The organism is Arcicella sp. BE140 (assembly GCF_031456255.1).
In the GTDB taxonomy this organism is placed as follows: domain Bacteria; phylum Bacteroidota; class Bacteroidia; order Cytophagales; family Spirosomataceae; genus Arcicella; species Arcicella aquatica.
Window position 1 is genome coordinate 119,479 of the sequence record NZ_JAVDUE010000003.1, and the last position, 25,712, is coordinate 145,190.

Consider the following 25,712-nt stretch of genomic DNA (forward strand, 5'->3'; position numbering starts at 1 on the left):
TACTTATTCAAAAAGAATAAATTTTCATTAATTATGGCAACTGCGACACTAAACGCTACAGACGCTCATGCACACGAGCATGAACATGAGCATCACGAGTTAGGCTTTGTTCAAAAATATATTTTTTCAGAGGATCACAAAACGATTGCTAAGCAGTACTTAATTTCAGGTATTATCTGGGCTTTCTTTGGTGGTGCTATGTCAATCATCTTTCGTTTGCAATTAGGCTTTCCTAATATGGATTTAACTTGGTTGAAGCCTGTGTTAGGTCAGTGGATTGTAGATGGAAAATTAGAAAAAGAATTCTACTTAGCACTTGTAACAATGCACGGAACCATCATGGTATTCTTTGTATTAACAGCAGGTTTATCAGGTACATTCTCAAACTTTTTGATTCCTCTTCAAATTGGAGCAAGAGATATGGCTTCGGGCTTTATCAATATGTTATCATATTGGTTCTTCTTCCTAGCATCTGTTATCATGTTTGCTTCATTGTTTACTGAAACAGGTCCTGCATCGGGCGGTTGGGTAATTTATCCACCACTAAGTGCATTGCCACAAGCAATGCCTGGTTCTGGTTTAGGGATGACATTATGGTTGACAAGTATGACGTTCTTTATCGTTTCTCAGTTAATGGGCGGTATTAACTACATTTGTACTGTTATTAACCTTCGTACTCGTGGAATGTCATTTACTAAATTACCTTTGACTATCTGGGCGTTCTTCTTTACAGCTATCTTAGGTCTTTTATCTTTCCCTGTATTATTATCAGCAGCGTTATTATTGATTTTCGACCGTAGCTTTGGTACATCATTCTACTTGTCAGAAATCTATATCGGTGGTGAAGCTTTACCAAACGTAGGCGGTTCGGCTATTTTATACCAACACTTATTCTGGTTCTTAGGTCACCCTGAAGTATATATCGTATTACTTCCTGCTTTAGGTATTACTTCTGAAATTATTGCTACTAACTCTCGTAAGCCAATCTTTGGTTACCGTGCGATGATTGGTTCAATGATGGGTATTACAATGCTTGCATTTATTGTATGGGCTCACCACATGTTCGTAACAGGTATGAATCCATTCTTAGGTTCAGTATTTATGTTCCTAACATTGATTATTGCAGTACCTTCAGCAGTAAAAGCATTTAACTATATCACAACACTTTGGAGAGGTAATATCATCTTTACGCCAGCGATGTTGTTCTCTATTGGTCTAGTATCATTGTTTATCTCAGGAGGTTTAACAGGTATCATTCTTGGTAATGCTGCTTTAGATATTAACTTACACGATACTTACTTTGTAGTGGCTCACTTCCACTTAGTAATGGGTGCTGCATCGTTCTTCGGATTGATGGCAGGTGTTTATCACTGGTTCCCTAAGATGTTCGGAAAAATGATGAACAAAAACATGGGTTATGCTCACTTCTGGGCAACTTTCATCGGTGTTTATTGCGTATTTTTCCCAATGCACTATGTAGGTTTAGCAGGTTTCCCACGTCGTTATTATTCATTTACGGCATTAGGTAATGGTAGAATGGAAGCATTTGTTGATATGAACATGTTTATCTCAATCGCTGCTATCTTAACATTTACAGCACAAGTGATATTTGTAATCAACTTTGTATATTCTATCTTCAAAGGGAAAACAGCTCCTCAAAACCCTTGGAATTCAACAACTTTAGAGTGGACTACTCCAGTTGTTCCAGGACATGGTAACTGGGAAGGTGAGATTCCAGCAGTATATCGTTGGGCTTACGACTATAGCAAGCCAGGTTCAGCAGTAGATTTCATTCCTCAGAACGTTCCTTATTCAGCAACACCTGAATCTAACTTGCCAGAGGAAAATGAAGAAATTGCGCATGAAAAGGATATTGAAGATTTATTAGATATTCAAAATTCATCTTACAGTCACTAAGATGTAAAAAACCTCTAAGATTGAGAATGTGTTAATTTAGGTCGCCTTAAATTAATATATTCTCAATTTTTCTTTTTAGAAGAATCATTCAGTCGATGCAATAATCACGTTGAATGAATTTGTTTTATCAATGTCATAAATATTCTAATAATGCTTTTTAGAAAATTAGGGATATTAACAATCATTACTATTTATCTGTTAGTGTTGGCAGGTGGAATTGTGAGAAGTACCGGTTCGGGAATGGGTTGTCCTGATTGGCCAAAATGTTTTGGCATGTTAGTACCACCAACAGACGTAAGCCAATTACCCCCTAACTACCAAGAGATTTATGCCGAAAAGTTGCATGGTGAAGTAGAATTTAATGCAACAAAAACATGGATTGAATATGCTAATAGATTAGTAGGAGCGTTTACGGGATTAGTCGTATTTGCCACATTTTTAGCATCAATTTATTATTATTTCAAGAAAGATAGAGTAATCGTTTATTTATCATTTTTAGGAGTTATTTTGATAGGAGCTAATGGCGCATTAGGAAAATACGTAGTTGATTCATTTTTAAAGCCTGGTGTAGTAACTTTGCACATGTTATTAGCAGTGCTAGTAGTATTTGTATTGTTGTATTCGATTGCCAGAGCATGGTCTGAGGTTATTAAAGTTGAAAAAATTGAAAACAAATCAACCTTAAATCGTCTATTGATTTTGACGTTGGTCGTTTCAACCTCACAGGTATTATTAGGAACACAAGTACGAGAGGCAATAGATAAAGTAATTGCTAATCCTTTGTTTGGTTATGATAGAAATACATGGATTGAGCAAATGGGCTTACCCTTTATGATTCACCGCTCATATTCATTGCTCATTCTGGCGTTGCATGTGTATTTAATTGTTTATTTAAAGAAGAATATTAATGCAGAAGGACTGATTTACAAATTCATGATAACATTGTTGGTTATCGTTGTTATTGAAGTGCTATCGGGTATTATTATGGCTTATTTTGGTGTACCAGCATATATTCAGCCCATTCACCTTACGCTTGCGATATTGTCTTTAGGTATTCAATTTATCATTTACTTGTTAACAAATTCAGAACGTGTTTTCAAAGCAAGAACTGAACTAGGCGTAGTAAAGAATTAATTATATTAAAATGAATATTTGATATTCATGCTAGTAAAATGATCTCAAAAGAAGAAAATATTCCAATAGGAATAGCTTTAAAAGTAAAAGCTTATTACGAGTTATTAAAATTTAGATTATCTGCTTTAGTAGCCTTTTCGGGAGCCTTTGGATATTCTTTGGCAGTAGACCATATTGATTGGCAAAAAGTAATAGCGATTAGCTTGGGTGGTTTTTTTATTACTGGTTCTGCCAATATTGTCAACCAGATTAAAGAAAAAGAACTGGATAAGCTCATGAAAAGGACACAAAATAGGCCTTTACCTACAGGAAGACTGTCGGTAAATGAAGCTACTGTGTTTTGTATTATTTTGCTCATTATTTCATGCTATATCCTATTTATTGAATTTAATTACAAAGCAGGCTTACTGGGCTTACTAAGTTTTCTATTATATGGATTTGTGTATACTCCCTTGAAAAGAGTGGGCCCAATCTCTGTATTTGTAGGCGCTTTTCCGGGAGCTTTTCCTCCGATGATTGGATGGGTTGCTGCTACTAATCATTTCGGTTTAGAGCCAGGTATTTTATTTGCCATTCAGTTTTTTTGGCAGTTTCCGCACTTCTGGGCTATTGCTTGGGTAGCCGATGAAGACTATCAAAGAGCAGGCTTCAAGATGTTGCCTAATAACGGACACAAAGACTTAAGAACGGCCTTAACAATGATGATGTACACCATCTTTTTAGTGCCTTGTGGGTTTGTTCCTTATCTTTTGCACATGACGGGCATCAATTCTGCTATGGTAGCCGTATTGTGTGGTGTATTGTTTTTATCTCAGACATTCTATTTGATGTCTAAACCAACGGATAAAGCCGCTTTGATGATGATGTTTGGCTCATTTATATATTTGCCAATTGTGCAGATAGCTTTTTTGATGGACAAGGTATAATTTTGATTTAGAATTGACATTTAATAAATAATGACACAAGAACATTTAGCCAATATAAAGCTAGGAGAGCCCGAAGAAACGCTCTCGATGAACCCAAAGAAATTTATGCTTTGGTTAGCGATAGTTTCCATAACGATGATGTTTGCAGGTTGGACATCAGGTTATTTAGTAAGAAAAGCAGAAGGAAGATGGCATGAGTTCGAATTGCCTCAAATCTTTTGGTATTCAACAATTATTTTGTTTGTAAGTAGTATTTCGATGATTTTAGCAGTGAGTGCTGCAAAAAAAAATAAATTCAGTACACTCAAAACAGCAATTTCTATTACTTTTGTGTTCGGGTTGACGTTTTTAGTAACCCAAGTAATTGGTTTCTCGGATTTAATTAAGAATCAATTATATTTTGCTGGAAGCGATGTAGCGTCTTCATGGATTTATGTTTTAGTGGGCTTGCATGGCTTACACGTATTTTCTGGCTTAATAGTATTATTAGTATCTTTGATTTCATCGTTCAAGTTTACTGCTGAATCAAAAAACCTTACTAGAATCCAATTATGTGCTACTTATTGGCACTTTTTGGATATCCTATGGTTGTATTTATTCTTTTTCTTGTATTTTAATCGTTAATCTGTTTAAATTAGCGAACTTTTAAATAATTAATAAACCCCAAATTATAAAAGATGTCTGCATTACACGCTGCTACTGCCGTTCCTGAAAAATTGACATGGTCGGGTGGTTCAGAACCTTTGAAAGCTAGTTACGGAAAACTAATGATGTGGTTTTTCTTACTTTCAGATACGTTCACTTTCTCAGCCCTATTGGTAACTTATGGTATGATTCGCTTTAGTCAGCCAGCATACACTGGTGAGCATGAAAAGTTCTTCTTTTCTACTGCACACTGGCCAATCCCAGACAAAGTATTCGAAGCTGTTCCATTCTTACACGGTACTGAAGCTCCATTAGTTTTTGTTGGAATCATGACATTTATTTTGATTTTCAGTTCTGTAACAATGGTATTAGCAGTAGAAGCTGGTCACCGTGGCGACCGTGCTGATGTTGAGAAATGGATGCTTTGGACAATCCTTGGAGGTTTTACTTTCTTAGGATCTCAGGCTTGGGAATGGACGCACTTTATTCATGGCCCTGCGGACTTAGCTTTAGCGGCTAAGGATGCTTTAGGAAACCCTATCGAAGGTGCTAACCTAACACGTAACCCTTATGGCCCTCCTGCATTCGCAGATTTATTTTTCTTTATTACTGGATTCCACGGAACACACGTATTTTCAGGTGTTATTTTAAATATCTTGATTTTCTTTAATACGGCAACAGGTTTATATGAACGTCGTGGACATTACGAAATGGTAGAAAAAGTAGGTCTTTACTGGCACTTTGTAGATTTAGTTTGGGTGTTTGTATTTACATTCTTCTATCTAGTATAATTCGATAACTGTTAATCTAATAATATAATGGCATCACATGATCATTCATCACATGCAGATGAAAAAGTAATTCCACCAGCTCAAACAGGAGCTATCTGGAGAACGTTCTGGATTCTTCTAATCCTTACAGCGATAGAATTCGTTATTGCATTTACTTTACCAGCTAACCATTTTAGAGTTGGTATCTTCGTTGTAATGACAATTGTTAAAGCATTTTTCATTGTTGGAGAATTTATGCACTTAAAGCACGAAGTAAAAACGCTTATTTGGTCTATATTGATACCTACCGTATTCGTGGTTTGGTTATTAACAGCGTTGATTTACGAAGGTGGTCACCTTTATTGATATAACAAATTATGGTGGATAATTGCTTGAAAAAGTGATTATCCACTTATGTTTTAGGTTGACTCAACCCTAAACATGGAGAATGATTAAAGAAAACAATCATGCAAAAGTCTATAAAAGCTGGAATCCTAATCACTGCGTTAGTTGTTCCAGCTTTAATTTTTTTATATTTAAAAGGTTTTGGGGAAAACCATTATGAATTGCCCTATATGATTCCTCTAACGGATTCTACCACAGGCAATGTAATGTTGAAGAAGAATCCGAATCCACGTTGGAACCAGCCAGAAATGGATACTGTATTTCATACGATACCAACTTGGCAATTGATAGATGAAAATGGAACAGCTTTTTCAAGCGAAAGCCTAAAAGGGAAAATATATGTTGCAGATTTTTTCTTTACTAGATGTACTTCTATTTGTCCTAAAATGTCAACCCAACTTACTAGAGTACAAGATACATTTTCGCAGAATGATGAAGTGAATTTTGTTTCTATTTCGGTTGACCCCGAACACGATGAACCAGAGAAGCTGAAAAAATATGCCCAAGAGTATGATGCTATCAAGGGTAAATGGCACTTTTTGACGGGTGAAAAAAAAGTAATATATCCGTTGGCTGTAAAAGGATATTTTATTCCAGTAGCGGATGCTTCAGAATATGATAAAGCCATCAAAAGTCCAGATGAAACATTTATCCATTCTGAAAAGTTAATATTAGTAGATAAAGAAGGGCATATCAGAGGATTCTATGATGGTACTGATAAAAAAGATGTAGATCGCCTAATTTTAGAAATGAGAGTACTATTAAAAATATACGAAACAAATAGCTGAATTAGAAAATCTATAATACAATGAGTTTAGTGATAGAAAAAAACGAAAAGAATGAGAAGCTTGTGAATATTTTGTCGATTGCTATTCCCGTAGCAGTTGCACTGCTTATTGGAGTAAGGACAAAAATTAATTTAGGTGAATGGACAAAAATATTACCACACGTAATAGGTGTGCTAAATACAACTACCTCTATTACATTAATTATTGGTTTTATCTTTATTAAAAATAATAATATAAAATGGCATCGAAAAATGATGACTTTGTCGTTTATACAAGGTTCTTTGTTTTTGGTTTTGTATATTTTATATCACATATCTAATCCTTCTACACCTTTTGGAGGCGAAGGATTTATTAGACCTATATATTATTTCTTTTTACTTTCACATATTGGTTTATCTATTAGTGTAGTATGGTTTGTTCTTAGAGCGATGTATTATGCCTTGAGTAATCAGATTGAATTGCATAAAAAGATTGTGAAGTTTACTTTTCCAATGTGGTTATATGTTTCAGTAACTGGTGTGATAGTTTACTTAATGATTTCACCGTATTACAAGTAATTGTTATTACAGAAAAAACTTATGAAAAAATTCGTTTTAACTTCAGTTATATTTTTGGTTTCGGTATCAATGAGTTTGGCACAATGTGCTATGTGCAGAATGACCGTAGAAAGTACCGTTTCAAATGGTAGAAGCCAAATAGCATCAAACTTAAACTTTGCTATTTTATACTTGCTTATAGCCCCCTATTTATTAGTGGCAGTAGTGGGTTATTTATGGTGGAAGAGTTCAAAGAAGAATATGTCGCCTCAAACTATTTTGAGACAACGATTAAGAAAAGCTTTTAGTTAATAAAAAATGGTTTCAGAACACATTCTGAAACCATTTTTTATTCCCAAAGAGGATAATATTCTAAGCGGATTTGCTCACCAAAAAATATTTTAGTTGATGTTTCAAACGATTGTGTATAATCTGAAACATAAAAATGTTTGATGTATGCATTTAAGCCATTCAACGCATGATTGGTAGATAAAAACTCTTCAACAGATTTAGCAACGATTTCAGAAGTATCCAACACAGTTACAGAATCTTTATAATAATGTTCAATCTGTTTTTTAATTAAAGGATAGTGGGTACAACCCAAAATTAAGGCTTCGATATCAGCTAATTCATCATTTTTAAGATATTCCTGAATAATACTTTCAGAAATATTATTGTTAAAAAAGCCTTCTTCAATCATCGGAGCTAGCAAAGGCGTAGCCAATGATTTTAGTATAATATCTTTTTCAAGGGCATCAGTTTTTTTTCGATAAATATTAGAATTCACGGTTTGTTTAGTGCCAATCAAGCCAATGGTTTTTCCAGCATAGTTTTCTGATAAATAATTGACGACAGGGTCAATTACATTCATTACCTTAGCCTTGCTACCAACATATTCTTTTACAAGTTCGTAAGCAGCGGCAGAGGCTGAATTGCAGGCAATTAAAATGATTTTACATTTTTGTTGCAACAAGACATTACAAATTTTGATAGAATAAGCCTGAATGGCTGCCGCAGATTTATCGCCATATGGTAAATGTGCAGTGTCGCCGAAGTAAATGATATTTTCGTTAGGGAGTAACTTGGTTACAGCATGAGCCACCGTTAAGCCACCAATACCGCTATCAAAAATGCCTATCGCAGCAGAAGAATTCATAGAAAAAAGATTAAAAATAAAGAAAATTATGGGCTATAAGCTACTTATGAATAATATCTAGTAAAGAAAATCAATTATTGTTTACAAATTTGAATATTCAATATTTATCGTGCAACCTTTCATTAGTATATTTCATCTTGAAAGTAATTAAGTAAACAAATTGCTCTGAACCGCAGATTTATAAAAAAGCTAAACCAGAACCTTATATCGTGAAACTGATTACTTTATTTCAAACTGAAGAGGCATTAGTGAAAGCTTGTCAAAAAGGCGACCCAAAGGCCCAACGAAGAGTGTACGAGAAGTATTCCCCAAAAATGTTGGGGATATGCTTTAGGTATGTACACGATGAGTTTGAGGCGGAAGAAATAATGATTGAAGGTTTCGTGAAAGTATTTGATAAAATTAATAGTTTTAAATTGGAGGGAAGCTTTGAAGGATGGATTCGACGGATAATGGTGAACGAATCATTGATGTATATGAGAAGTAATAAAAAAGCCCAATTTGAAGTAAGTTATGATCAAATTCTTTACGAACCCGAACCAGAACAATTTAGAACAGACCTTGAAACAAAAGATTTACTAAAGTTAATTGAGAAGTTGCCGACAGGCTATAAAACAGTATTTAATTTGTATGCGATAGAGGGGTATTCTCATGCAGAAATTGCGGAACAATTGGGAATTACGGAAAGTACTTCAAAATCGCAACTATCAAGGGCAAGAGTAATTTTACAAAATGCAGTAGTTCAAACGATTTAACTCGATTTTGATTAATCGAAAATTATATGAAAAGTCAAGAAAATATCGATAAGTTTTTTGCCGAACGACTACAGCAATACGAGCGTCAGCCACGTACTGTTGCATGGGAAAAACTACAAGCAAAGCTAGATAAACAAGAAAGCAAACTGATACCATTGTGGTGGCGGTATGCCTCGGCTGCTTCAGTAGCATTATTGCTGGCTTCGGGCATTTATTGGATGAATGCTCCGAAAGATTTGGATGCTATTAAGATGGCTTCTAACCCAACAAAAACAATTTCAACAGAAAAGAAAACGGGTGAAATTGCGAAAGATATAGCTTCGCCAATTGCTCATGATAATATTTCGATAGCAAGCAATGCTACAGAAAAGTCTAGAACAAAGATAGTGCCTGATATTAGCACCGAAAAGGCTATTAAAACAGGTAAGGCAAGTGCTGAGAAAAATTTAATTAGCACTAAGGATGAACCAATATTGGTGAAAAATATAGCACCAATACAAATGCCAAAACCTGAGATAGCACCTAGCACAATTGTTTTAGTAGTAGAGAATACTCCGAAAGTGAATAAAGAGGCAGAGAAAGAAACGATTGTGTTGAATCTGATAGAAACACCAACAGACGCTGTAGCGGAAACAACGCCATTGGACGAAAGTGCTAACAGAAAAACTAGCAAGTTTAATAGAATCTGGCAACAGTTGAAAAGAGCTAAAAATGGTGAGAATGTAGATTGGAAAGAAGTTGGATTTAAGCCCCAAAAGCTATTGGCCAGAGCAGATGCTAAAATAGAGAATGCACTGACAAAAGGAGAAGAAACAGAAAAATAAAAAAATAATTGATGCAACCAGAACTTATGCAATTGCATCTTAAATACAAACAACAAGTTTTTAGAATAACTACTAATTTAATTCAAAACCAGGGCATGCGGGGATAAGAATTAAGAGTAAAGAAATCTCTAAAAAACCTAAAACAATAAATAAAATCGCCATGGAAACGTACCAAATGAAGAGAGTGATGAGCAAAATTACTTTTTCAATAATCGTATCATTTTTTGTTATCTCAATAACAAGTTTTAAAAGTTTGGCTAACTCGAACGAAAAGGATTCAACCGTAATAAATATCGATAAGCGTAATCAAACATTATTAAACAGTAAAAATCCGAACAGGTCTTTAAAAGAAGATTTACAGGAGTTGTTTCAAAAGAATGGAATGAACCTTGACGATGAAACATGGAAAGGAATCCGTAGAGTAGTAAATAGCGAATTGAATAAAGATACAGTATTGGTAATTGTCCAAAACAATAAGAGTATCAATGTGGCGATTAATGGTAAAACAGATGATACTGCAAGAAATAGCAATACTAGCGTTAATCAATCATCTAATAGAAATGTATCCAATGGAAATAGCGGTGCTAATGTAAAAATAGGGTTAGGTGGTGTACACGTAAAAGATGGTAATGAAGAAGTACATGTAAGCTGGAACGGAGTACTGGTGAAAGATGGTGATGACGAAGTAAAAGTGATGTTGAAAGATACAGCTAAAGTTAATAGAAGAGAACAAGGTTTTAGTAGTCGCTCAGGATTCAATATTTACTTTGGCTTTAATAGCTTTGCTAACACTGGAAGTATCTCTGGAATATACAATACTAAGGATTTTGAATTAAGCCCATTCGGTTCAAGATACTTTGGCTTTGGCTGGACAAGAAGCGGTATGATTAGTAAGGGTACAAAAGCGGCATTGAAGATAAGCTATGGCCTTGAAGTATCCTGGAACAACTATATGTTTGAAAACAATAACTATTTAGTGAAAGGAGCGAACAATATAGAGTTTGCCAACTATAAAGATGCTGCAGGTAATGTAATTCCACTTTCAAGAAATAAATTAACAGTGGCTAATATCAACATTCCGATAATGCCCTATGTGGCTTTCAGAAAGAATAGTGTAGTTACTTACATTGCTGCTGGTGGATACGTAGGTTATAGAATAGACAGCTATACAAAAACGAAAGAAGAAGATAGTGGTGCTAAGAAATGGAACCATAGTAGCTTCTATTTGAATAATCTTCGTTATGGTTTGGCTTTTGAATTAGGATTGAAAAATTTCCCTGATTTGTTTGTAAACTATGATTTAAACAAATTGTATCAAGATGGCAGAGGCCCAGGGATAAGTGGCGTAAGTTTTGGAATAAGATTATAAGTTAACGAATATAATTAATTGAGCTTGGCATTTATTGGATATTTTAAATCAAAAATATTCAATAAATGCCAATTTTGTAACTGTCGAATTATCAATGAATTAGAATTTTTTGCGAAAAAAAAGTGAAATTTTTTTTATTTAACGTTTGACAAAATAAAAAATAAACTTACCTTTGCACACTCTTTCACCAGAACGCTAAACGTAAGCAGTTCAAAAGTAGAGAAAATGGGGGTGTACCAGAGTGGCCAAATGGGGCAGACTGTAACTCTGCTGGAGTATTCCTTCGGTGGTTCGAATCCATCCGCCCCCACGATTTGAATGAGTGAATATTTAAATAAACGTTTAAAATTCAATACTCAATCATCTTCACTATTATAAGAGTAAGCGGGAGTAGCTCATTTGGTAGAGCGATAGCCTTCCAAGCTATAGGTGGCGGGTTCGAGCCCCGTCTCCCGCTCATAGGGAACAATAGTAAGTGGTTAGTTGTTAATTAGTTAATAGTTATTAGTTTAGCTAAAAACGATTAACAATTAACCTCTTATAATTTCTAAGGGTTAGGTTTCTGAAAATGCCTTTGTAGCTCAGTGGTAGAGCACTTCCTTGGTAAGGAAGAGGTCGGCAGTTCAATCCTGCTCAAAGGCTCGAATCAATTTGAAGATTGTTTTAATTTGAAGATTTGAAAGTTATTTTGTTGTTTTTACAGAATAAGTTAAAATGTTTTCAAATATTCAAATCCTCAAGTTTTCAAATGTAAAAAGTATCAAACAATTATTTAAATAAAACTAATTAAGAACTAAATATCATGGCAAAAGAGAATTTTGACCGTAGTAAGCCCCACGTAAACATTGGTACAATCGGTCACGTTGACCACGGTAAAACTACATTGACTGCTGCAATCACGAAAGTATTGTCAGAAAAAGGACTTGCTGAGAAAAAAGATTTCTCATCAATTGACTCGGCTCCTGAAGAAAAAGAGCGTGGTATCACTATCAATACTGCTCACGTAGAATATTCAACAGCTAACCGTCACTATGCACACGTTGACTGTCCAGGTCACGCCGATTACGTGAAAAACATGGTAACTGGTGCTGCTCAAATGGATGGTGCTATCATCGTAGTTGCTGCAACTGACGGTCCAATGCCACAAACTCGTGAACACATCTTGTTGTCTCGCCAAGTAGGTGTACCTCAATTGGTTGTATTCATGAACAAAGTGGATATGGTTGACGATCCAGAATTGTTAGAATTAGTAGAAATGGAAATCCGTGAATTGTTATCATTCTATGAATTTGATGGAGATAACATTCCAGTAATCCAAGGTTCTGCATTAGGTGGTTTGAACGGTGAGCCGAAATGGGTTGCTACTATCGATGCATTAATGGATGCAGTTGATAACTGGATTCCACTTCCTAAGCGTGATGTTGATAAGCCTTTCTTGATGCCAGTTGAAGACGTATTCTCGATCACAGGTCGTGGTACTGTTGCTACTGGTCGTATCGAAACTGGTATCATCAACTCTGGTGAAGCAGTAGATATCTTAGGTATGGGTGCTGAAGGCTTGAAATCAGTTGTAACTGGTGTTGAGATGTTCCGTAAAATCCTTGACCGTGGTGAAGCTGGTGATAACGTAGGTTTATTGTTACGTGGTATCGACAAAGAATCTATCCGTCGTGGTATGGTTATTTGTAAGCCAGGTTCTGTGAAGCCTCACACTAAATTCAAAGCTGAGGTTTATATCTTGTCTAAAGAAGAAGGTGGTCGTCACACTCCATTCTTTAACAAATATCGTCCACAATTCTATTTCCGTACAACTGACGTAACAGGAGAAATCATGTTGCCAGAAGGAGTAGAAATGTGTATGCCTGGTGATAACTTAACTATCTCAGTAACTTTATTGAACAAAGTAGCGATGGACAAAGGTCTTCGTTTCGCTATCCGTGAGGGTGGACGTACAGTAGGTGCTGGTCAGGTAACTGAAATTTTAGACTAATTTTTAGCTAAAAATAGATTGAGAGCGTTGCAAATATGTAACGCTCTCTTTTTTTAGAATAAATTTGTCAGTATTTTTTTTGCAAGTTTAGGATAAACAACTATCTTTGCAGTCGATTTACACGGGAATAGTTCAATGGTAGAATGCGGGTCTCCAACACCCTTGATCAGGGTTCGAATCCTTGTTCCCGTGCTTAGTTTAAGTTCCAAGTTTTAGATTTTAATTTTACTTACATTGTTTATAATGTACTAAATTTAAAGCCTAAAATATTGGAACTTAAAAGTTTATAAGCACCATATTTTTGCTTTATAAATAGTATAAATTATTAGCTTAATTACGAACAATAGAAACCATGAACAAATTACAACAACTTGTTAAAGAGTCTTGGACAGAAGTTACAGAAAATGTAACATGGCCTAAATTTTCAGAATTACAGGCAAGTTCAACACTTGTATTAGTGGCATCTTTAATTTTTGCATTGGTGGTTGGTATGATTGACTTTCTTTTCAAGTCTGGATTAGAGTATTTCTATCAATAATTTTAATTGAAGTTTCGGAATGCGGATTTAGCGATAAATCTGTTGGGATGTTACATCAATTCAAAATCTATCATGGCAAACCGAAATTTATACTCATACAATGGCAGAGACTAATTGGTACGTTCTGAGGGCAGTTTCAGGGCAAGAAAAGAAAATAAGGACTTATCTCGAAAATGAAATTACGAGACAAAGTCTTCAGGATTATATTCCACAGATTATTATTCCAACAGAGAAAATATTTGAAATGCGTAACGGTAAAAAAACCGTGCGTGAGAAAACTTTGTTTGCTGGATATATTTTTGTTGAAGCAGATATTAAATATGGTGAAGTAGCCCACTTAATTACATCAATGCCGGGTGTTATTGGCTTTTTAAGCTGGAATGATGGTAAGACATCAAAAACACCTATCCCATTGCGTGCTGGCGAAATAAAACGTATTTTAGGTAAAATGGATGAGGCTGTGGCTGTTGAAGAATTAGCACCAACGTCGTTCTCTAAAGGCGAAACTATCAAAGTTATCGATGGACCATTCTCAGGATTCGAAGGTTCTGTGGAAGAAATATTTGATGATAAGAAAAAATTAAATGTTATGGTTAAAATATTTGGCCGTAATACTCCAGTTGAATTGAACTATTCTCAAGTAGAAAAATAATCAATATCAGCATAAGCAAAAAGAGGAATATCTATCATAGATATTCCTCTTTTTGCTTATGCTGAATGTCAGGAATAAAACAACCTCGACAATATACCCAAATGGGCAATTGTCGAGGTTGTATCGTGAATGATAATACTAGAGGGTATTCTTACTAAGAAAAGGGCGTAAAACACCTTTAAAAGCCTTATTCCGAAGCTATTGCTATTAGATGATGAATCTGAGGTAAAACATCTACATTATCTGGACAAATAATGTCTTGTGCTACTACCTGCTGACCTGATAGTAAAATCTTTGAATCAGGAAATTCTTTGGCTAATTGGTACACATATTTCTGAACTTCGTCTTGTGAAGGTACCGCTGTTATTATTGTTAATAAATAATCTGGTTTATGTACCTTATGGGCAAAAATAAGTTCGCTAAAAGGCAAACTTTGACCAAGGTAAATAACTTTGTTATGTCTGGAACGAATGATATAGTTAGCAAATAATAAACTAATTTCGTGCATTTCTCCCTCAGGTAAAAAAAGCAAGTATTTTTTTGCTCCAACCCTTAATGAAGGCAATTGCCCATCAATTGCAACGATAAGCTTTTGACGGATTAGATTAGAAATGAAATGCTCTTGTGCAGGATTAACAGAACCCGTAACCCATAAGGTGCCAATTCTACTTAAAAAAGGAAAGATGATATTAATCATCATGTTTTCAAAACCAAATTGGAGCGTATTGGTACTGATAATTTTTTCAAACCTTTCTTCGTCCAAATCAAGCATAGAGATAGTCAGTGCATGAATCTGTTCTGGATAACTCAGTTGTTTTTCTGAAATCAATAATACTTCTTTTGACATATCGTCGGAAGCCATTTTTGAAATCTCAGAAATTTTATGACCATGTGCCTTCAATAGCGCAATATTCAGAACCAACTTAAGATCATTGTTATCATAAGTTCGAATGTTAGTGTCTGTTCTCTCTGGTTTTAAAATATCATACCGTTGCTCCCAAATCCTCAGGGTATGAGCCTTGATTCCAGATAACTGCTCAAGGTCTTTTATAGAATAAATGCTCATAGTGTTGGCTAAATGGCTTGATAACTTACTACAATCGAAATTCAAATCAAACAATCACATTGCTTAAAAACCATTGGCATTCAATAATTTTATAATGTCTGACTAAAGCTTGAATGGTATAAATGATGTGATATAATTGAATTTTATGAAATAATGCCAGTGTCTAGGGTATAAACGCCTTGTTTAAAAAAAGGTTTACAAAACTATACAAAAAAATTAAAGTAGTCTAGGTAGAGAATATAGAATGAAGTAGAAAAAAGATAAATTGTAGACAAAAAAGTAAGGGTGCTAATGCATTGTTTTTAAGGAATTTACTACTGATAAAATAATATTGTAGCCCAAATGAAATAATGAACCAACCAACGTAATTTTGAATTGGTATTTTGTTGAAGTTCCACTGCCAAAAATCTAAACGTATGGCAACAGGCTCAATTATTAAATCTAAGCACACCATCAGGCTAGCAGCTAAGGCAGATAGTAGAATATTACGTCCAAAGAATGGGTTTAAATCTTTGAATAATTTTTCAATGATATGCCCCGAACTGTAAACTAAAATAAACCAATTGGCACCAATTACGATAGGAACGTCAAATAGTTGAATCCCCAATGTTTTCCCATAATAATATTGCCCGAAAATAATACCTGTATGTACGCCCAAAACTTCAACAAAAAAGCCTATCAGAAAAGTGATGATGGTGAAAAGAATAAATTTTAACTGAAAGTCTTGTTGAAAAAAGAGCAAAAGAATTAACGAAATCCAAAGATTGAAGGGTGATAATAGTTTGAAATATTCGCGGGTTAAGGGAATCATTAAACCGATAAATCCGACAAGATACATCAATGACAATATTGTAAAAACAATTTTGCGATAGCGCGTATTAAGCAAGGTTTGGATTGTTGAAAGGTTCATTAGTGATGAAGGATTGCCTAAAAAAAAAGGTCTTGTCGTATTGACAAGACCTAGGGAGGAAGATGGGGCTCGAACCCACGACCCTCGGAACCACAAACCGATGCTCTAACCAACTGAGCTACAACCTCCGTGTTGTATTGGGACTGCAAAGGTAGTAGTTGAATTAATAAATAACAATTTTTTTGAAGAAATTCTTACAAAAAAATTGTTATTTATAGCTAACTAATTAAGCTTTAGCAGCTTTATAACGGCTTTCAGCACCTTCCCAATCTACCAAATTCCAGAAAGAATCGATATAATCAGGACGTTTGTTTTGGAATTTTAAATAATATGCGTGTTCCCAAACATCAAGACCGATGATAGGAGTACCTTTTATCTCAGCAATATCCATTAATGGATTGTCTTGATTAGGTGTTGAAGATATCGCTAAACCATTAGCAGTAACTACTAACCATGCCCAACCTGAACCAAATCTTGTTAAACCTGCTTTTTTAAATTCGTCTTTGAAAGCTTCGAATGAACCAAATTTTGTAGTGATAGCTTCCGCTAAAGTACCTACTGGCGCACCACCACCATTTGGAGAAAGGATATTCCAGAAAAATGTATGGTTCCAGTGGCCTCCACCGTTGTTACGAATTGCAGGAGAGTACTTGCTTACGTCAGAAATCAATTCTTCGAGTGATTTTCCTTCTAATTCAGTACCAGCTACAGCACCATTTAGGTTAGTAACATAAGTGTTATGGTGACGATCATGGTGAATTTCCATTGTCAACGCATCAAAATGAGGCTCTAAAGCATCATTTGCATAAGGTAAAGGGTCTAATACGAATGCCATTTTTTTAAGGAGTTATTTAATTATTATAGTTAAGGAGTTAGAGAGAACTCTCTACTCATGTTGTTTCAAAAACTATCAAAATTGTAATTAAGTTCTTAATTGGGAAAAAAATCTCTTCAATAAGAGCGTTGAGTCTTCTTGTAAAACGCCAAATGAAATGGTTGATTTAGGATGCATAATGGAAGCACCTATTTTTTTAAAACCCCGTTTGTCATCTGAAGCACCCCATACAATTCTACTTAGTTGAGACCAAAAAATCGCACCACCACACATTACACAAGGCTCTAAAGTGACATATAATGTACAATCTTTGAGATATTTTGAGCCTAAAGTTTGTGCAGCAGCCGTAATGGCTAACATTTCAGCATGTGCAGTTACATCATTTAATTTCTCTGTTTGATTATAAGCTTTGGCAATTACTTGGTTCTGACAAACTATGATTGCACCCACAGGAATTTCCCCTTCATCAAAGGCTATCTCTGCTTGTTGTAAAGCAATTCTCATAAAGTATTCATCAGAAAAATACATAATTTGCTAAGCAATATCAGATGAAATTTTTTCAGCAACTTTATGGGTAGCTCTATTTCTTAAATAAAAATCTACCAATACCAAGGCTGCCATTGCTTCAACAATAGGTACTGCACGAGGCACCACGCAAGGGTCATGGCGACCTTTACCAGACACTACAACCGCATTGCCATCAGCATCTACGCTGTCTTGGTCTTGCATAATCGTAGCAACAGGTTTGAAGGCCACTCTAAAATAAATATCTTCACCGTTAGAGATGCCACCTTGAACACCCCCTGAATAATTTGTTTTGGTTTTCACTCGGTTCTGTTCATCCAAAAACATTTCGTCATTATGTTCAGAACCATACATCTCTACGCCTTCAAAGCCACTGCCATATTCAAAACCTTTTACAGCATTGATACTGAGCATCGCTTTGCCTAATTCTGCATGAAGTTTATCAAAAACAGGCTCGCCTAAACCCACTGGAGTACCCGTAATTACACAGTTTACTACGCCACCAATTGAATCTCCTTTTTTACGGGTTTCATCAATCAAATCAAACATTTGTTGCGCAACGACTGGGTCTGGACAACGAACGGCATTTTCTTCCGCCAGATTCAAATCCAATTGCTGATAAGGTGTCGATAACTTTAACTTTCCTACTTGTGAAACATAAGATTTAATATCAACGCCAATTTGCTTTAAAACTAATTTTGCTAAAGCACCTGCTGCTACTCTCGCAACGGTTTCACGGGCAGAGCTACGACCACCACCACGATAATCGCGATTACCATATTTGGCTGTATAAGTATAGTCTGCGTGCGAGGGGCGAAACTGTTGTGCGATGTGTGAATAATCTTTTGAACGTTGGTCGCCATTTAATACCATCATGGCTATGGGTGTGCCTGTAGTTTTGCCTTCAAAAATGCCAGATAATACTTGAAACTCATCGGCTTCACGGCGTTGAGTAGTAATTCTGGATTGCCCCGGTTTACGACGATCTAATTCGCTTTGGATGAAAGCTGTATCGAAATCAATTCCCGCCGGACATCCATCTACAATTACGCCAACTGCTGTTCCGTGCGACTCGCCAAATGTACTAATCTTGAATAATTTACCGTATGTACTGCTCATGTGAGTGATATAAGAAATAACGAGAACTGTTACTTCATTTTTTGATTGCTCTTAACTTATTTCCGCTTTTTATTGGGTAATAAAATATACACCATACCTATCAACATAATGGTGATAAGAATATTCGCTTCGTCTTTTAAAAATTTACCAAAATTATTCGGTGCATCAGACGAATCTTTATCTTTCAAACCATCATAAACTGACACTACAGTTAGGGGAGTATCGGCTGTTTTAATGGTTTGCCCACTTACTTTTAGTTGAAGTTTTGATTTTAAGGTATCATATTTCTCGGTTTTAGTATTAAAATATACCCATTTAAAATACTTATCGAGTGCAAAGTTACCAGCCTGTTTTGGAATTATCAGAAAAGTAAAGGTTTTTGTGCTAACAACTTTTCCATTTTCTGGATAAGCACTAGAATTTATTTCTGGAGGGAAAAAGTCAAAAAGGTTATCATTCTTCATTTCGGGTAGTTTGATGTTATAACCATCCCCTGTAATCTGAATGCGATATTGGACTGATTTGCCAGTATTAATGCTATTTTTATTGATGACTTCTTTTAACGAAAAATCTCCTACTGATACTTCCTGCTTAAGAGGATGGTTAGGCAAATCCTTCGTTTTTATGGCCAATACTTTGGTCTTGAAAGTAATTGCCTCAGGTATTTTCTCCCCATTTTTCCCCACTGTGTATTTTATCAATTTTAAACTAACCGATGGGAAAATAATTTCTTTGTTATTTAATGGATAAAAAGTGGCTTGATAAAATTTGTACTGTGTGTAAGTTTTGCCGTTTAAAACCAACTGTCCTTCTTGTGTTTCTGTGATACCAAAACTTTCTTCCCAACAGTTTTCAGGTTTTAATTTTTTCGTAATTTCTGGAATTTGAATATTATTATTATCAAATTCCATTTCAGTTCCGTTATTATCAGCCACATAAAATGCCAAGGTAACAGTGAAGCCTTCACCAACGAAAAGACTACTTTTATTAGTGCTGAGTGTTAAAAAAGCATCGTTTTTAGCATCTTTTATTTCCGATTGAGTGCCTTCGATAAAATCAGTAAAGTCTTCATTACCTACTGAAATGTCTTTTTTTTCAGGGTTAGATTGTTCTTGGCTCGCTTTTTTTACCTTCACTGTAAAACCATCTGCCTTTATATTGAGCTCATTGACATTTACTTTGAAAGAAGGAACTTTAAACGTGCCTATTTTTTGTGGAGAATAGTTTTGAGTGATATTACAAGTAGAGATTGCTTGTCCATTTACAAAAGAATGTGAGGTTGATTTTGAAAAACCTTTTTTTGTAAAATTGGGTAAGTCGGGAAATTTGCAGGTCGGTATTTGGGCTTCGCCAGTATATTTAACTACTACGGTAAGCACAAACGGATCATTCATAGAAATATTTTTTTCTCCTATTACCAATGATACATCATTATCCTGACCCTTAGAGAGGAAACACACTAAAGAATAAAAAAATATTGAAATAATTATATAATATTTTTTTTGTTTCACCGTTGTCTAAATAAACGTTCAAAAAATTAATACATTAATGATATAAAAAAAATATCATTTATTTTTACTAAAACACTTGATTTTCAGGTGTTTGTATGATAAATTTGATAGAGATTTGTTTTGTATTGTTACTTTATTAAATCCATTTAAAAGCTATGATTACCTTAAACTATGTCAAAGTTATTTTGGAAAAAGTTAGTTTTGATGCAAAGTTATTCGAGAAAGAATTAAAAAAAGCAATCAAGACACTATTATCTGATGAAGTAAGTGAGTTGCAAGCATGGTGTTATGATAAATTTGGGAAAATCTACAATCAAGTTATCGAAAAATGTTTTAACAGACTACGTCGAAAAATGAATGTATTGGCTCAGTAAAGTTTCCTAAACACCGAATTCTAGACACCAAAAAAAGATTAATAAAGCCCTGTTAATTTTCAATTAGCAGGGCTTTAGTTTTATTAGAAACCTTCTTTCGCTTCTTCTTTCTTCTTCTCAACTTTAGGTTTTTCGTCTTTTTTATTAACTATTTTCTTGCCCTTTTCTACCCTGGTTCGATAGTTATCTACGAATCTTTCTGAAAAAGCAATTTTTTCCTCAGCACCTACGCCTAAGAATGCATAGGCATTTTTACCACTCCCTTTTTTAACTCCTTTTGATTTGGCGGCGACGGCATTATTAAATTCACCATCAGATGAAATTACGCCCATCTCGTTTTTCAAGTAACCCATAAAATACCAAATATCTTCTGAAGGTTCAAGATAAAGATAGAACTCATCCCCCTCATTGGTTTTTTTAATTTCAAGCATTCCTTCAATCTCGGCATTAATATCTGTTCCTCCAATATTTGCAATCGCCAATTTGCCAACACTATAAAAAGAAGCATGTTGGTCTGAATACCGTAAATTAGCTTTTGAAATAACCATCGTCGTATTCAGTTTAGACGAAATTGAATAAAGAGGTACGTGTTCATTTTTTACACGTCTTTCAAATGAAGCGACGGTTTTCCCACCCAAAATATTAGCGAGTTTCGATAAGTAATGTTCTTTATCATCAGGGTCGTCGGCACTAACATTATCACGAGACTCTAAATTTATTTTTACAATCTTATCAGCCATTGCTTTTAGTACTTCGGCGGGCATCGGGAAATTAACCACTAACATTTGGTCGAACTTGTATTTCCCGCTATCCACCCTCATTTCAGCAAAGCCAGCAGTCTGTAATAACGTACTAGGATTAAAGAAATTAAATGACCCTTCGAGTTTTAGCGTCTTTTTAGCATCATCAAAAATATAACGATTGGCTTCATAAGATTGAGCTTTATCATCGGCACCGATTTCAAAACGAGATGTCTTTGCAATATCTCTGAATGCTCCTTTTGCTACAAAAATATCTTCGTCTTTAGCATCCTCTTTGTTCGATAAGAACGTAGAATATAAACCACTTGAAGCTGTTCTGAAATGTAGTCCTGCAAACAATGGAGTATTGCCTTCTCCTAGTAAAGTAGGTTGTACATCAATATTCACACTATCGCGACTATTACCTTTATAGACTATCCAATTGGTATCATACTTTTTGGTTTTGGTATCAGGACGCACAAAACCATTTAAAGTAAGGTTTTTGTCATTCGAAATCATGCTGATTTCTCCGCGGTAAATCAATTTAGGTGATAGATAAAACTTATTACTTTGCTCGATGTTCGCTTTGGCAGTAGTAATATATCCCTTAGTTTTCTTACGGTTGTCTAGCACCACTTCTTTGAAATCAAAGTTACCCATCTTGATATTCAAGCTATCACCCGCTGAATTGACGTATCGATAGATTGCGTCACCTTCAAACTTGAATCTTGATAAAATCTTAATATTTCCATTCACTAAACGATGATAAGAATTGATAGTATCCAAGACGATTTTTGCCTGATGAAAATCTTTCATTTCGGCATCTTTACTCACAACAACCGCTCCTTTGTCTGGAATAATTTTAGCATCGGCAGATTTAATAAAAGGAACACCATTGATGTTCAACGATTGTTTTTCGATGTTATACAAAGCCTCTGAACCATTAAATGATAATCCTTCTTGGCTTGGCTCCATTGATGAGAACGTAGTATTACGCACATCCCCCTTCATCGTGATTAGTTTCTTGTTAATATCCCATTCGGCACTATTGATAGAGGTTTGATAGGCAGTATAAGGGAAATACAAACTAGTAGAATCTTCCAATTTCAGGTTCGTAGGGGTTTTGATACTCACTAACCCTGTCTGAATATTAAAATTGATGTTCATCTTTTTACCTAGAAGAGCAGGTTTTGCTACACTCAAGTTGTTTCCAACAAATAAATCAGCCAATTCGGCAGTAAAGACACCTTTGCCAAATTTGAAATTATTTGAACCTATTTCAGAGTCTAGCCTTTTTACTTTACCAAAACCGAATAAACCAGTTTGACGAACCAAGAGTTTACCTTCCAATTTAGAGCTTCCTGCATAAAAGTCAAAAGTGTTTTTCTGCGTTTCAATCAACATACTATCTACCTTAGGTTGCCATTTCAATTTAAAGTTATTGATGGCTACTTTGGTAAAATATGCCTTGCCAAACTCTCCTTCATTAATAATCCCCGTCGTACCCGTAGCAGTAACCGAATCAGGCGTAAACAAGGCCTCTTTCGCTTTGATTTGTGCAGTCAGGTGGTTTATTTCTCCTTCAGTATGCAAGCCTCTGCTATCCATCAATAAATTTGAACTGAATTTTACAAAGGTTTTACTATTGTATAAATTGTATTTCCCCTCAGGTACTTTATGACTAAAGCCCAAAGTATTATCAGGCATTGAAATAAGGGTCTCTTTGAAAGGAGGGAAAATGCCATCTGAATAAAAAGTACCTACGAAATTGATGTCTTTGATATTCAAACTATCAAAATCGATGCTTGGTACTTTAAAGTATATTTTTTGGTTATAAATACCATTCAATCTCCAAGGATGGTCGAAGTAGGCAGTTACACCAGTAGGCACAACCAAACGAGGATACTCTAACATTCTTTGTCGCCCAGACTTATTATCAGGTTTGTTGATATAAATTACGCCTGCTTCATACTTTAAATCTCCCCCAATTTCTGTGTGTCCTTTTTTGGCTAATTCTTTTTGTGGGATAAAAGTGATAGAATCTATCTTATCCAACTTCACACTAAACTCATTGTAATTAAAGGATAAATCCCTTCCTCTAAACCTAAAATTTCCTGTTTTAAGCTCACCACTAATCCCAAAGTTACGGTCTTTGTTTACCTTAATGATGTTGTCATAAGGAGCCATGTAAACATTCAGCGAATCTGAAAGATAGAATTGTTTTACCCCTCTAATGATTAATTGATTGTTGTTCAAATCTAAAGATGCATTGGCCGTAGAGTCTTTCGAACTTGATGCATAAAAAGAAGGAATCAAAAAGTTGTCATAATCTTTTTTAGCCGTAAAAACCGCCAAATAATGTTGTCCTTTTCTGGAAATTTTGAGTTTTTCTACATCAGGGTCATAGTCAAAATATCCCTTTTGCATCATCTCCAAAAACACAGGCTTTAGGGCTGCTGCATCTTTTTTGTAGGCAACGGCAAGGTCACTAAGAGTAGTAGCTTGAAGATTATTTTTCTTAATATAGTTGGAAACCACTAATAATGGATTGAAACTATAATTAGCAGATATTTTAGCAAAACGTTCAGGATTGAAATAATCGTAAGACTCAAACAAGGCAGGAACGATGTTCTTTGCAGTAACAATCATGAAATCCATTTTCTTATCTTTCAGATTCCAACGCATTACATCCGAGGTAATGTCTAATTTATGGTAACTATCTGAATAAGAAGATTCTCTGAAACCACCTTCGTCTACCTTATTAAGGCGTAAGTATTGTGATTGACGATTGTAATTAAATTTGACGGAGGGATGATAAAGAGAATCCTGAGAAGCAAAGTATCCAGTAAAAATGGCTGAGGGAGCAGTAATCAAAGAATCGCTGATGTCGAATCTTTTACTGATAACCTTAAAGGCTGTTTTACCATCTTTTTTGACCAAGATAGTAGCATATTTCGACTGCACAGAAGCACTGGATATTTTAGTACCCACAATCGTAAACCCACCCGTATAGGCAATATCATTACTGTTTTTTAAGGTAACATCATTTTGTAATGACATAAACCTTGGATAAATAGCGGAGGAGTTCTTAGTTCTCTTTCTACTCTGAAACTCAAAAATCCCTTTGATAGGAGTCGTCAATTTTTCAGGATAGTTTAATGTTGCCAAATCAGCATTAAGCTTAGGGTTTCTGATAGCCATGCTATAATTATCTAAGTTGACAAATATCTCTGGCACACCAACTGTCTCCCAAGAGAACTTGCCACCACTACCTATCAAAACGCCTTCTTTTACATCTAAAAATGCTTTGGTATTGACTAAGATAGCTGAATCGTTCGCAGTAACTATTGCCAGATTAATGGCATTGAATTCAATACTAGGTCCAGGATTTAAGAATTGAGCAACTGGTTCGTCTAACGGAGGGGTTGTTGCACTACCGTTATTAGCTGGGGCTGGTGTATCCCAATCATCAAAAGCCGCCTTCTTAGCCGCATCAGAAGTAGTACTCGTAGGCGAAGTAGTTGCTTTCTCAGTTTTAAAAACTTCTGTCTTCTGGTCGTTATATTTAAAACTTACCGTACCGTTATAAGCATACAAACGGTTGAAATTGGTAAAATAAAGGCTGTTGTTCTTGAAAAATAGTCGACATACATCAATGTATTTTGTAGTAGTTTTTACATCTCCTGTTTCTACAGATTTTTGTAGGGTATTTAAATAATTATCAAAACTGGCTTGTGTGAGTATCCCACTTGAAAGACCGAGATTGGTAGCATCAAAAAATGGAATAAACTGAGGCGATTTGTAGCCTTTTTTTAACATAAAACTGGCAGTTTTTGCCAAAGCTGCTTTTTGCGTTTCTGACAACTTATCAGCGTTCCAGTTTTTTTCCAGATTTTGTATAATATATGCTGCCTGAGGATTTCCAGAAGCCATTAAAACATTTTTGGCGTCTGCTAAAAATTCTTCTGGCTTTTCAGAGAGCTTTAAGGCTTGTGTATGAGCCGTTAAGCAACATAAAATAAGTCCAAAAATTAAATAAAAGCGTTTTATTGTCATCATTGTAGGAGTTAGCTTCAAAGAAATAAACGAAATCACTACGTATAGTATTTCATTACTAAACGAAGTATTCTTATTAAGGTTTCAGAAAGAAAAGAATGCACAAATATCAACATTTCAGATGAAATAGGAGGAAGGGTATACAAGGAAAATAAATAAGGAGATTAAAAT

24 protein-coding genes and 5 tRNA genes are annotated in these 25,712 nt (G+C 35.1%); 20 read left to right on the forward strand and 9 right to left on the reverse strand.

Annotation, left to right across the window (positions count from 1 at the left end):
- Positions 1-33: 33 nt before the first annotated feature.
- The 9 genes from J2Y60_RS06365 to J2Y60_RS06405 all read left to right on the forward strand — a co-directional run bounded on the left by J2Y60_RS06365 (position 34) and on the right by J2Y60_RS06405 (position 7,433).
- The gene (locus J2Y60_RS06365) at positions 34-1,917 is read left to right on the forward strand and encodes a cbb3-type cytochrome c oxidase subunit I (RefSeq protein WP_309914968.1); all 1,884 of its coding nucleotides are present in this window, start codon (positions 34-36) and stop codon (positions 1,915-1,917) included.
- Positions 1,918-2,067: 150 nt separating this feature from the next.
- Positions 2,068-3,051 (forward strand): COX15/CtaA family protein, encoded by a 984-nt coding sequence (locus tag J2Y60_RS06370; RefSeq protein ID WP_309914971.1) that lies wholly within the window; start codon positions 2,068-2,070, stop codon positions 3,049-3,051.
- 38 nt (positions 3,052-3,089) lie between these two features.
- A complete protein-coding gene (gene cyoE / locus J2Y60_RS06375) occupies positions 3,090-3,977 on the forward strand; it encodes a heme o synthase (RefSeq protein ID WP_309914974.1) in 888 nt (295 codons plus the stop codon).
- Positions 3,978-4,007: 30 nt separating this feature from the next.
- Positions 4,008-4,601 carry a heme-copper oxidase subunit III gene (locus tag J2Y60_RS06380; RefSeq protein ID WP_309914978.1) on the forward strand — a complete coding sequence of 198 codons (594 nt, stop codon included), beginning with the start codon at positions 4,008-4,010 and terminating at the stop codon, positions 4,599-4,601.
- A 53-nt stretch (positions 4,602-4,654) separates the two neighbouring features.
- The gene (locus J2Y60_RS06385) at positions 4,655-5,413 is read left to right on the forward strand and encodes a cytochrome c oxidase subunit 3 (protein ID WP_309914981.1); all 759 of its coding nucleotides are present in this window, start codon (positions 4,655-4,657) and stop codon (positions 5,411-5,413) included.
- A gap of 27 nt (positions 5,414-5,440) precedes the next feature.
- Positions 5,441-5,758: a cytochrome C oxidase subunit IV family protein gene (locus J2Y60_RS06390; RefSeq protein WP_309914983.1), complete on the forward strand. Its 318-nt coding sequence runs from the start codon at positions 5,441-5,443 to the stop codon at positions 5,756-5,758.
- A 101-nt stretch (positions 5,759-5,859) separates the two neighbouring features.
- Positions 5,860-6,585: an SCO family protein gene (locus J2Y60_RS06395; RefSeq protein ID WP_309914987.1), complete on the forward strand. Its 726-nt coding sequence runs from the start codon at positions 5,860-5,862 to the stop codon at positions 6,583-6,585.
- 20 nt (positions 6,586-6,605) lie between these two features.
- Complete coding sequence (locus J2Y60_RS06400) at positions 6,606-7,142, forward strand: DUF420 domain-containing protein (RefSeq protein WP_309914990.1); 537 nt, start codon at positions 6,606-6,608, stop codon at positions 7,140-7,142.
- Between the two features lie 21 nt (positions 7,143-7,163).
- Complete coding sequence (locus tag J2Y60_RS06405; RefSeq protein ID WP_309914993.1) at positions 7,164-7,433, forward strand: hypothetical protein; 270 nt, start codon at positions 7,164-7,166, stop codon at positions 7,431-7,433.
- Positions 7,434-7,470: 37 nt separating this feature from the next.
- Here the strand turns inward: J2Y60_RS06405 and murI are convergent, their stop codons facing one another.
- Positions 7,471-8,277: a glutamate racemase gene (gene murI / locus J2Y60_RS06410; protein WP_309914996.1), complete on the reverse strand. Its 807-nt coding sequence runs from the start codon at positions 8,275-8,277 to the stop codon at positions 7,471-7,473.
- A gap of 206 nt (positions 8,278-8,483) precedes the next feature.
- Here murI and J2Y60_RS06415 point away from each other — a divergent pair, with 206 nt between their 5' ends.
- The 10 genes from J2Y60_RS06415 to nusG all read left to right on the forward strand — a co-directional run bounded on the left by J2Y60_RS06415 (position 8,484) and on the right by nusG (position 14,405).
- Positions 8,484-9,032, forward strand: coding sequence for an RNA polymerase sigma factor (locus J2Y60_RS06415; RefSeq protein WP_409014215.1), 549 nt, complete (start codon positions 8,484-8,486; stop codon positions 9,030-9,032).
- 26 nt (positions 9,033-9,058) lie between these two features.
- Positions 9,059-9,856 carry a hypothetical protein gene (locus J2Y60_RS06420; protein WP_309915001.1) on the forward strand — a complete coding sequence of 266 codons (798 nt, stop codon included), beginning with the start codon at positions 9,059-9,061 and terminating at the stop codon, positions 9,854-9,856.
- Between the two features lie 160 nt (positions 9,857-10,016).
- Positions 10,017-11,225 (forward strand): outer membrane beta-barrel protein, encoded by a 1,209-nt coding sequence (locus tag J2Y60_RS06425; protein WP_309915004.1) that lies wholly within the window; start codon positions 10,017-10,019, stop codon positions 11,223-11,225.
- A 227-nt stretch (positions 11,226-11,452) separates the two neighbouring features.
- Positions 11,453-11,535, forward strand: a tRNA-Tyr gene (locus tag J2Y60_RS06430).
- Positions 11,536-11,609: 74 nt separating this feature from the next.
- Positions 11,610-11,682 (forward strand) — tRNA-Gly (locus J2Y60_RS06435).
- Between the two features lie 113 nt (positions 11,683-11,795).
- Positions 11,796-11,867: transfer RNA gene (locus J2Y60_RS06440), tRNA-Thr, on the forward strand.
- Between the two features lie 160 nt (positions 11,868-12,027).
- Positions 12,028-13,215, forward strand: coding sequence for an elongation factor Tu (tuf, locus tag J2Y60_RS06445; protein ID WP_309915007.1), 1,188 nt, complete (start codon positions 12,028-12,030; stop codon positions 13,213-13,215).
- 121 nt (positions 13,216-13,336) lie between these two features.
- Positions 13,337-13,407 (forward strand) — tRNA-Trp (locus J2Y60_RS06450).
- Between the two features lie 160 nt (positions 13,408-13,567).
- Positions 13,568-13,753, forward strand: a complete 186-nt coding sequence (gene secE / locus J2Y60_RS06455) for a preprotein translocase subunit SecE (protein WP_309915010.1) — start codon at positions 13,568-13,570, stop codon at positions 13,751-13,753.
- Between the two features lie 100 nt (positions 13,754-13,853).
- On the forward strand, positions 13,854-14,405 hold the full coding sequence (nusG, locus tag J2Y60_RS06460) for a transcription termination/antitermination protein NusG (protein ID WP_309915013.1): 552 nt from the start codon (positions 13,854-13,856) through the stop codon (positions 14,403-14,405).
- 187 nt (positions 14,406-14,592) lie between these two features.
- Here the strand turns inward: nusG and J2Y60_RS06465 are convergent, their stop codons facing one another.
- The 7 genes from J2Y60_RS06465 to J2Y60_RS06495 form a co-directional block, all read right to left on the reverse strand.
- Positions 14,593-15,471 (reverse strand): MerR family transcriptional regulator, encoded by an 879-nt coding sequence (locus tag J2Y60_RS06465; protein WP_309915016.1) that lies wholly within the window; start codon positions 15,469-15,471, stop codon positions 14,593-14,595.
- Between the two features lie 226 nt (positions 15,472-15,697).
- Positions 15,698-16,381 carry a carotenoid biosynthesis protein gene (locus J2Y60_RS06470; protein ID WP_309915019.1) on the reverse strand — a complete coding sequence of 228 codons (684 nt, stop codon included), beginning with the start codon at positions 16,379-16,381 and terminating at the stop codon, positions 15,698-15,700.
- Positions 16,382-16,434: 53 nt separating this feature from the next.
- A tRNA-His gene (locus tag J2Y60_RS06475) sits at positions 16,435-16,510 on the reverse strand.
- A 97-nt stretch (positions 16,511-16,607) separates the two neighbouring features.
- Positions 16,608-17,216: a superoxide dismutase gene (locus tag J2Y60_RS06480; protein ID WP_309915022.1), complete on the reverse strand. Its 609-nt coding sequence runs from the start codon at positions 17,214-17,216 to the stop codon at positions 16,608-16,610.
- Positions 17,217-17,303: 87 nt separating this feature from the next.
- Positions 17,304-17,744 carry a nucleoside deaminase gene (locus J2Y60_RS06485; protein ID WP_309915025.1) on the reverse strand — a complete coding sequence of 147 codons (441 nt, stop codon included), beginning with the start codon at positions 17,742-17,744 and terminating at the stop codon, positions 17,304-17,306.
- 6 nt (positions 17,745-17,750) lie between these two features.
- Complete coding sequence (gene aroC / locus J2Y60_RS06490) at positions 17,751-18,860, reverse strand: chorismate synthase (RefSeq protein WP_309915028.1); 1,110 nt, start codon at positions 18,858-18,860, stop codon at positions 17,751-17,753.
- 56 nt (positions 18,861-18,916) lie between these two features.
- On the reverse strand, positions 18,917-20,371 hold the full coding sequence (locus J2Y60_RS06495) for a BatD family protein (RefSeq protein WP_309915031.1): 1,455 nt from the start codon (positions 20,369-20,371) through the stop codon (positions 18,917-18,919).
- Between the two features lie 155 nt (positions 20,372-20,526).
- Here J2Y60_RS06495 and J2Y60_RS06500 point away from each other — a divergent pair, with 155 nt between their 5' ends.
- Positions 20,527-20,745: a hypothetical protein gene (locus tag J2Y60_RS06500; protein ID WP_309915034.1), complete on the forward strand. Its 219-nt coding sequence runs from the start codon at positions 20,527-20,529 to the stop codon at positions 20,743-20,745.
- An 83-nt stretch (positions 20,746-20,828) separates the two neighbouring features.
- Here the strand turns inward: J2Y60_RS06500 and J2Y60_RS06505 are convergent, their stop codons facing one another.
- The gene (locus tag J2Y60_RS06505) at positions 20,829-25,544 is read right to left on the reverse strand and encodes a hypothetical protein (RefSeq protein ID WP_309915037.1); all 4,716 of its coding nucleotides are present in this window, start codon (positions 25,542-25,544) and stop codon (positions 20,829-20,831) included.
- Between the last annotated feature and the right edge of the window lie 168 nt (positions 25,545-25,712).

Bases quoted from the DNA above. Each gene is read 5' to 3' on its own strand.
- J2Y60_RS06365 (WP_309914968.1), top strand. From the start codon at position 34: ATGGCAACTGCGACACTAAACGCTACAGACGCTCATGCACACGAGCAT.
- J2Y60_RS06370 (WP_309914971.1), top strand. From the start codon at position 2,068: ATGCTTTTTAGAAAATTAGGGATATTAACAATCATTACTATTTATCTG.
- cyoE (WP_309914974.1), top strand. From the start codon at position 3,090: ATGATCTCAAAAGAAGAAAATATTCCAATAGGAATAGCTTTAAAAGTA.
- J2Y60_RS06380 (WP_309914978.1), top strand. From the start codon at position 4,008: ATGACACAAGAACATTTAGCCAATATAAAGCTAGGAGAGCCCGAAGAA.
- J2Y60_RS06385 (WP_309914981.1), top strand. From the start codon at position 4,655: ATGTCTGCATTACACGCTGCTACTGCCGTTCCTGAAAAATTGACATGG.
- J2Y60_RS06390 (WP_309914983.1), top strand. From the start codon at position 5,441: ATGGCATCACATGATCATTCATCACATGCAGATGAAAAAGTAATTCCA.
- J2Y60_RS06395 (WP_309914987.1), top strand. From the start codon at position 5,860: ATGCAAAAGTCTATAAAAGCTGGAATCCTAATCACTGCGTTAGTTGTT.
- J2Y60_RS06400 (WP_309914990.1), top strand. From the start codon at position 6,606: ATGAGTTTAGTGATAGAAAAAAACGAAAAGAATGAGAAGCTTGTGAAT.
- J2Y60_RS06405 (WP_309914993.1), top strand. From the start codon at position 7,164: ATGAAAAAATTCGTTTTAACTTCAGTTATATTTTTGGTTTCGGTATCA.
- murI (WP_309914996.1), bottom strand. From the start codon at position 8,277: ATGAATTCTTCTGCTGCGATAGGCATTTTTGATAGCGGTATTGGTGGC.
- J2Y60_RS06420 (WP_309915001.1), top strand. From the start codon at position 9,059: ATGAAAAGTCAAGAAAATATCGATAAGTTTTTTGCCGAACGACTACAG.
- J2Y60_RS06425 (WP_309915004.1), top strand. From the start codon at position 10,017: ATGGAAACGTACCAAATGAAGAGAGTGATGAGCAAAATTACTTTTTCA.
- tuf (WP_309915007.1), top strand. From the start codon at position 12,028: ATGGCAAAAGAGAATTTTGACCGTAGTAAGCCCCACGTAAACATTGGT.
- secE (WP_309915010.1), top strand. From the start codon at position 13,568: ATGAACAAATTACAACAACTTGTTAAAGAGTCTTGGACAGAAGTTACA.
- nusG (WP_309915013.1), top strand. From the start codon at position 13,854: ATGGCAGAGACTAATTGGTACGTTCTGAGGGCAGTTTCAGGGCAAGAA.
- J2Y60_RS06465 (WP_309915016.1), bottom strand. From the start codon at position 15,471: ATGAGCATTTATTCTATAAAAGACCTTGAGCAGTTATCTGGAATCAAG.
- J2Y60_RS06470 (WP_309915019.1), bottom strand. From the start codon at position 16,381: ATGAACCTTTCAACAATCCAAACCTTGCTTAATACGCGCTATCGCAAA.
- J2Y60_RS06480 (WP_309915022.1), bottom strand. From the start codon at position 17,216: ATGGCATTCGTATTAGACCCTTTACCTTATGCAAATGATGCTTTAGAG.
- J2Y60_RS06485 (WP_309915025.1), bottom strand. From the start codon at position 17,744: ATGTATTTTTCTGATGAATACTTTATGAGAATTGCTTTACAACAAGCA.
- aroC (WP_309915028.1), bottom strand. From the start codon at position 18,860: ATGAGCAGTACATACGGTAAATTATTCAAGATTAGTACATTTGGCGAG.
- J2Y60_RS06500 (WP_309915034.1), top strand. From the start codon at position 20,527: ATGATTACCTTAAACTATGTCAAAGTTATTTTGGAAAAAGTTAGTTTT.
- J2Y60_RS06505 (WP_309915037.1), bottom strand. From the start codon at position 25,544: ATGATGACAATAAAACGCTTTTATTTAATTTTTGGACTTATTTTATGT.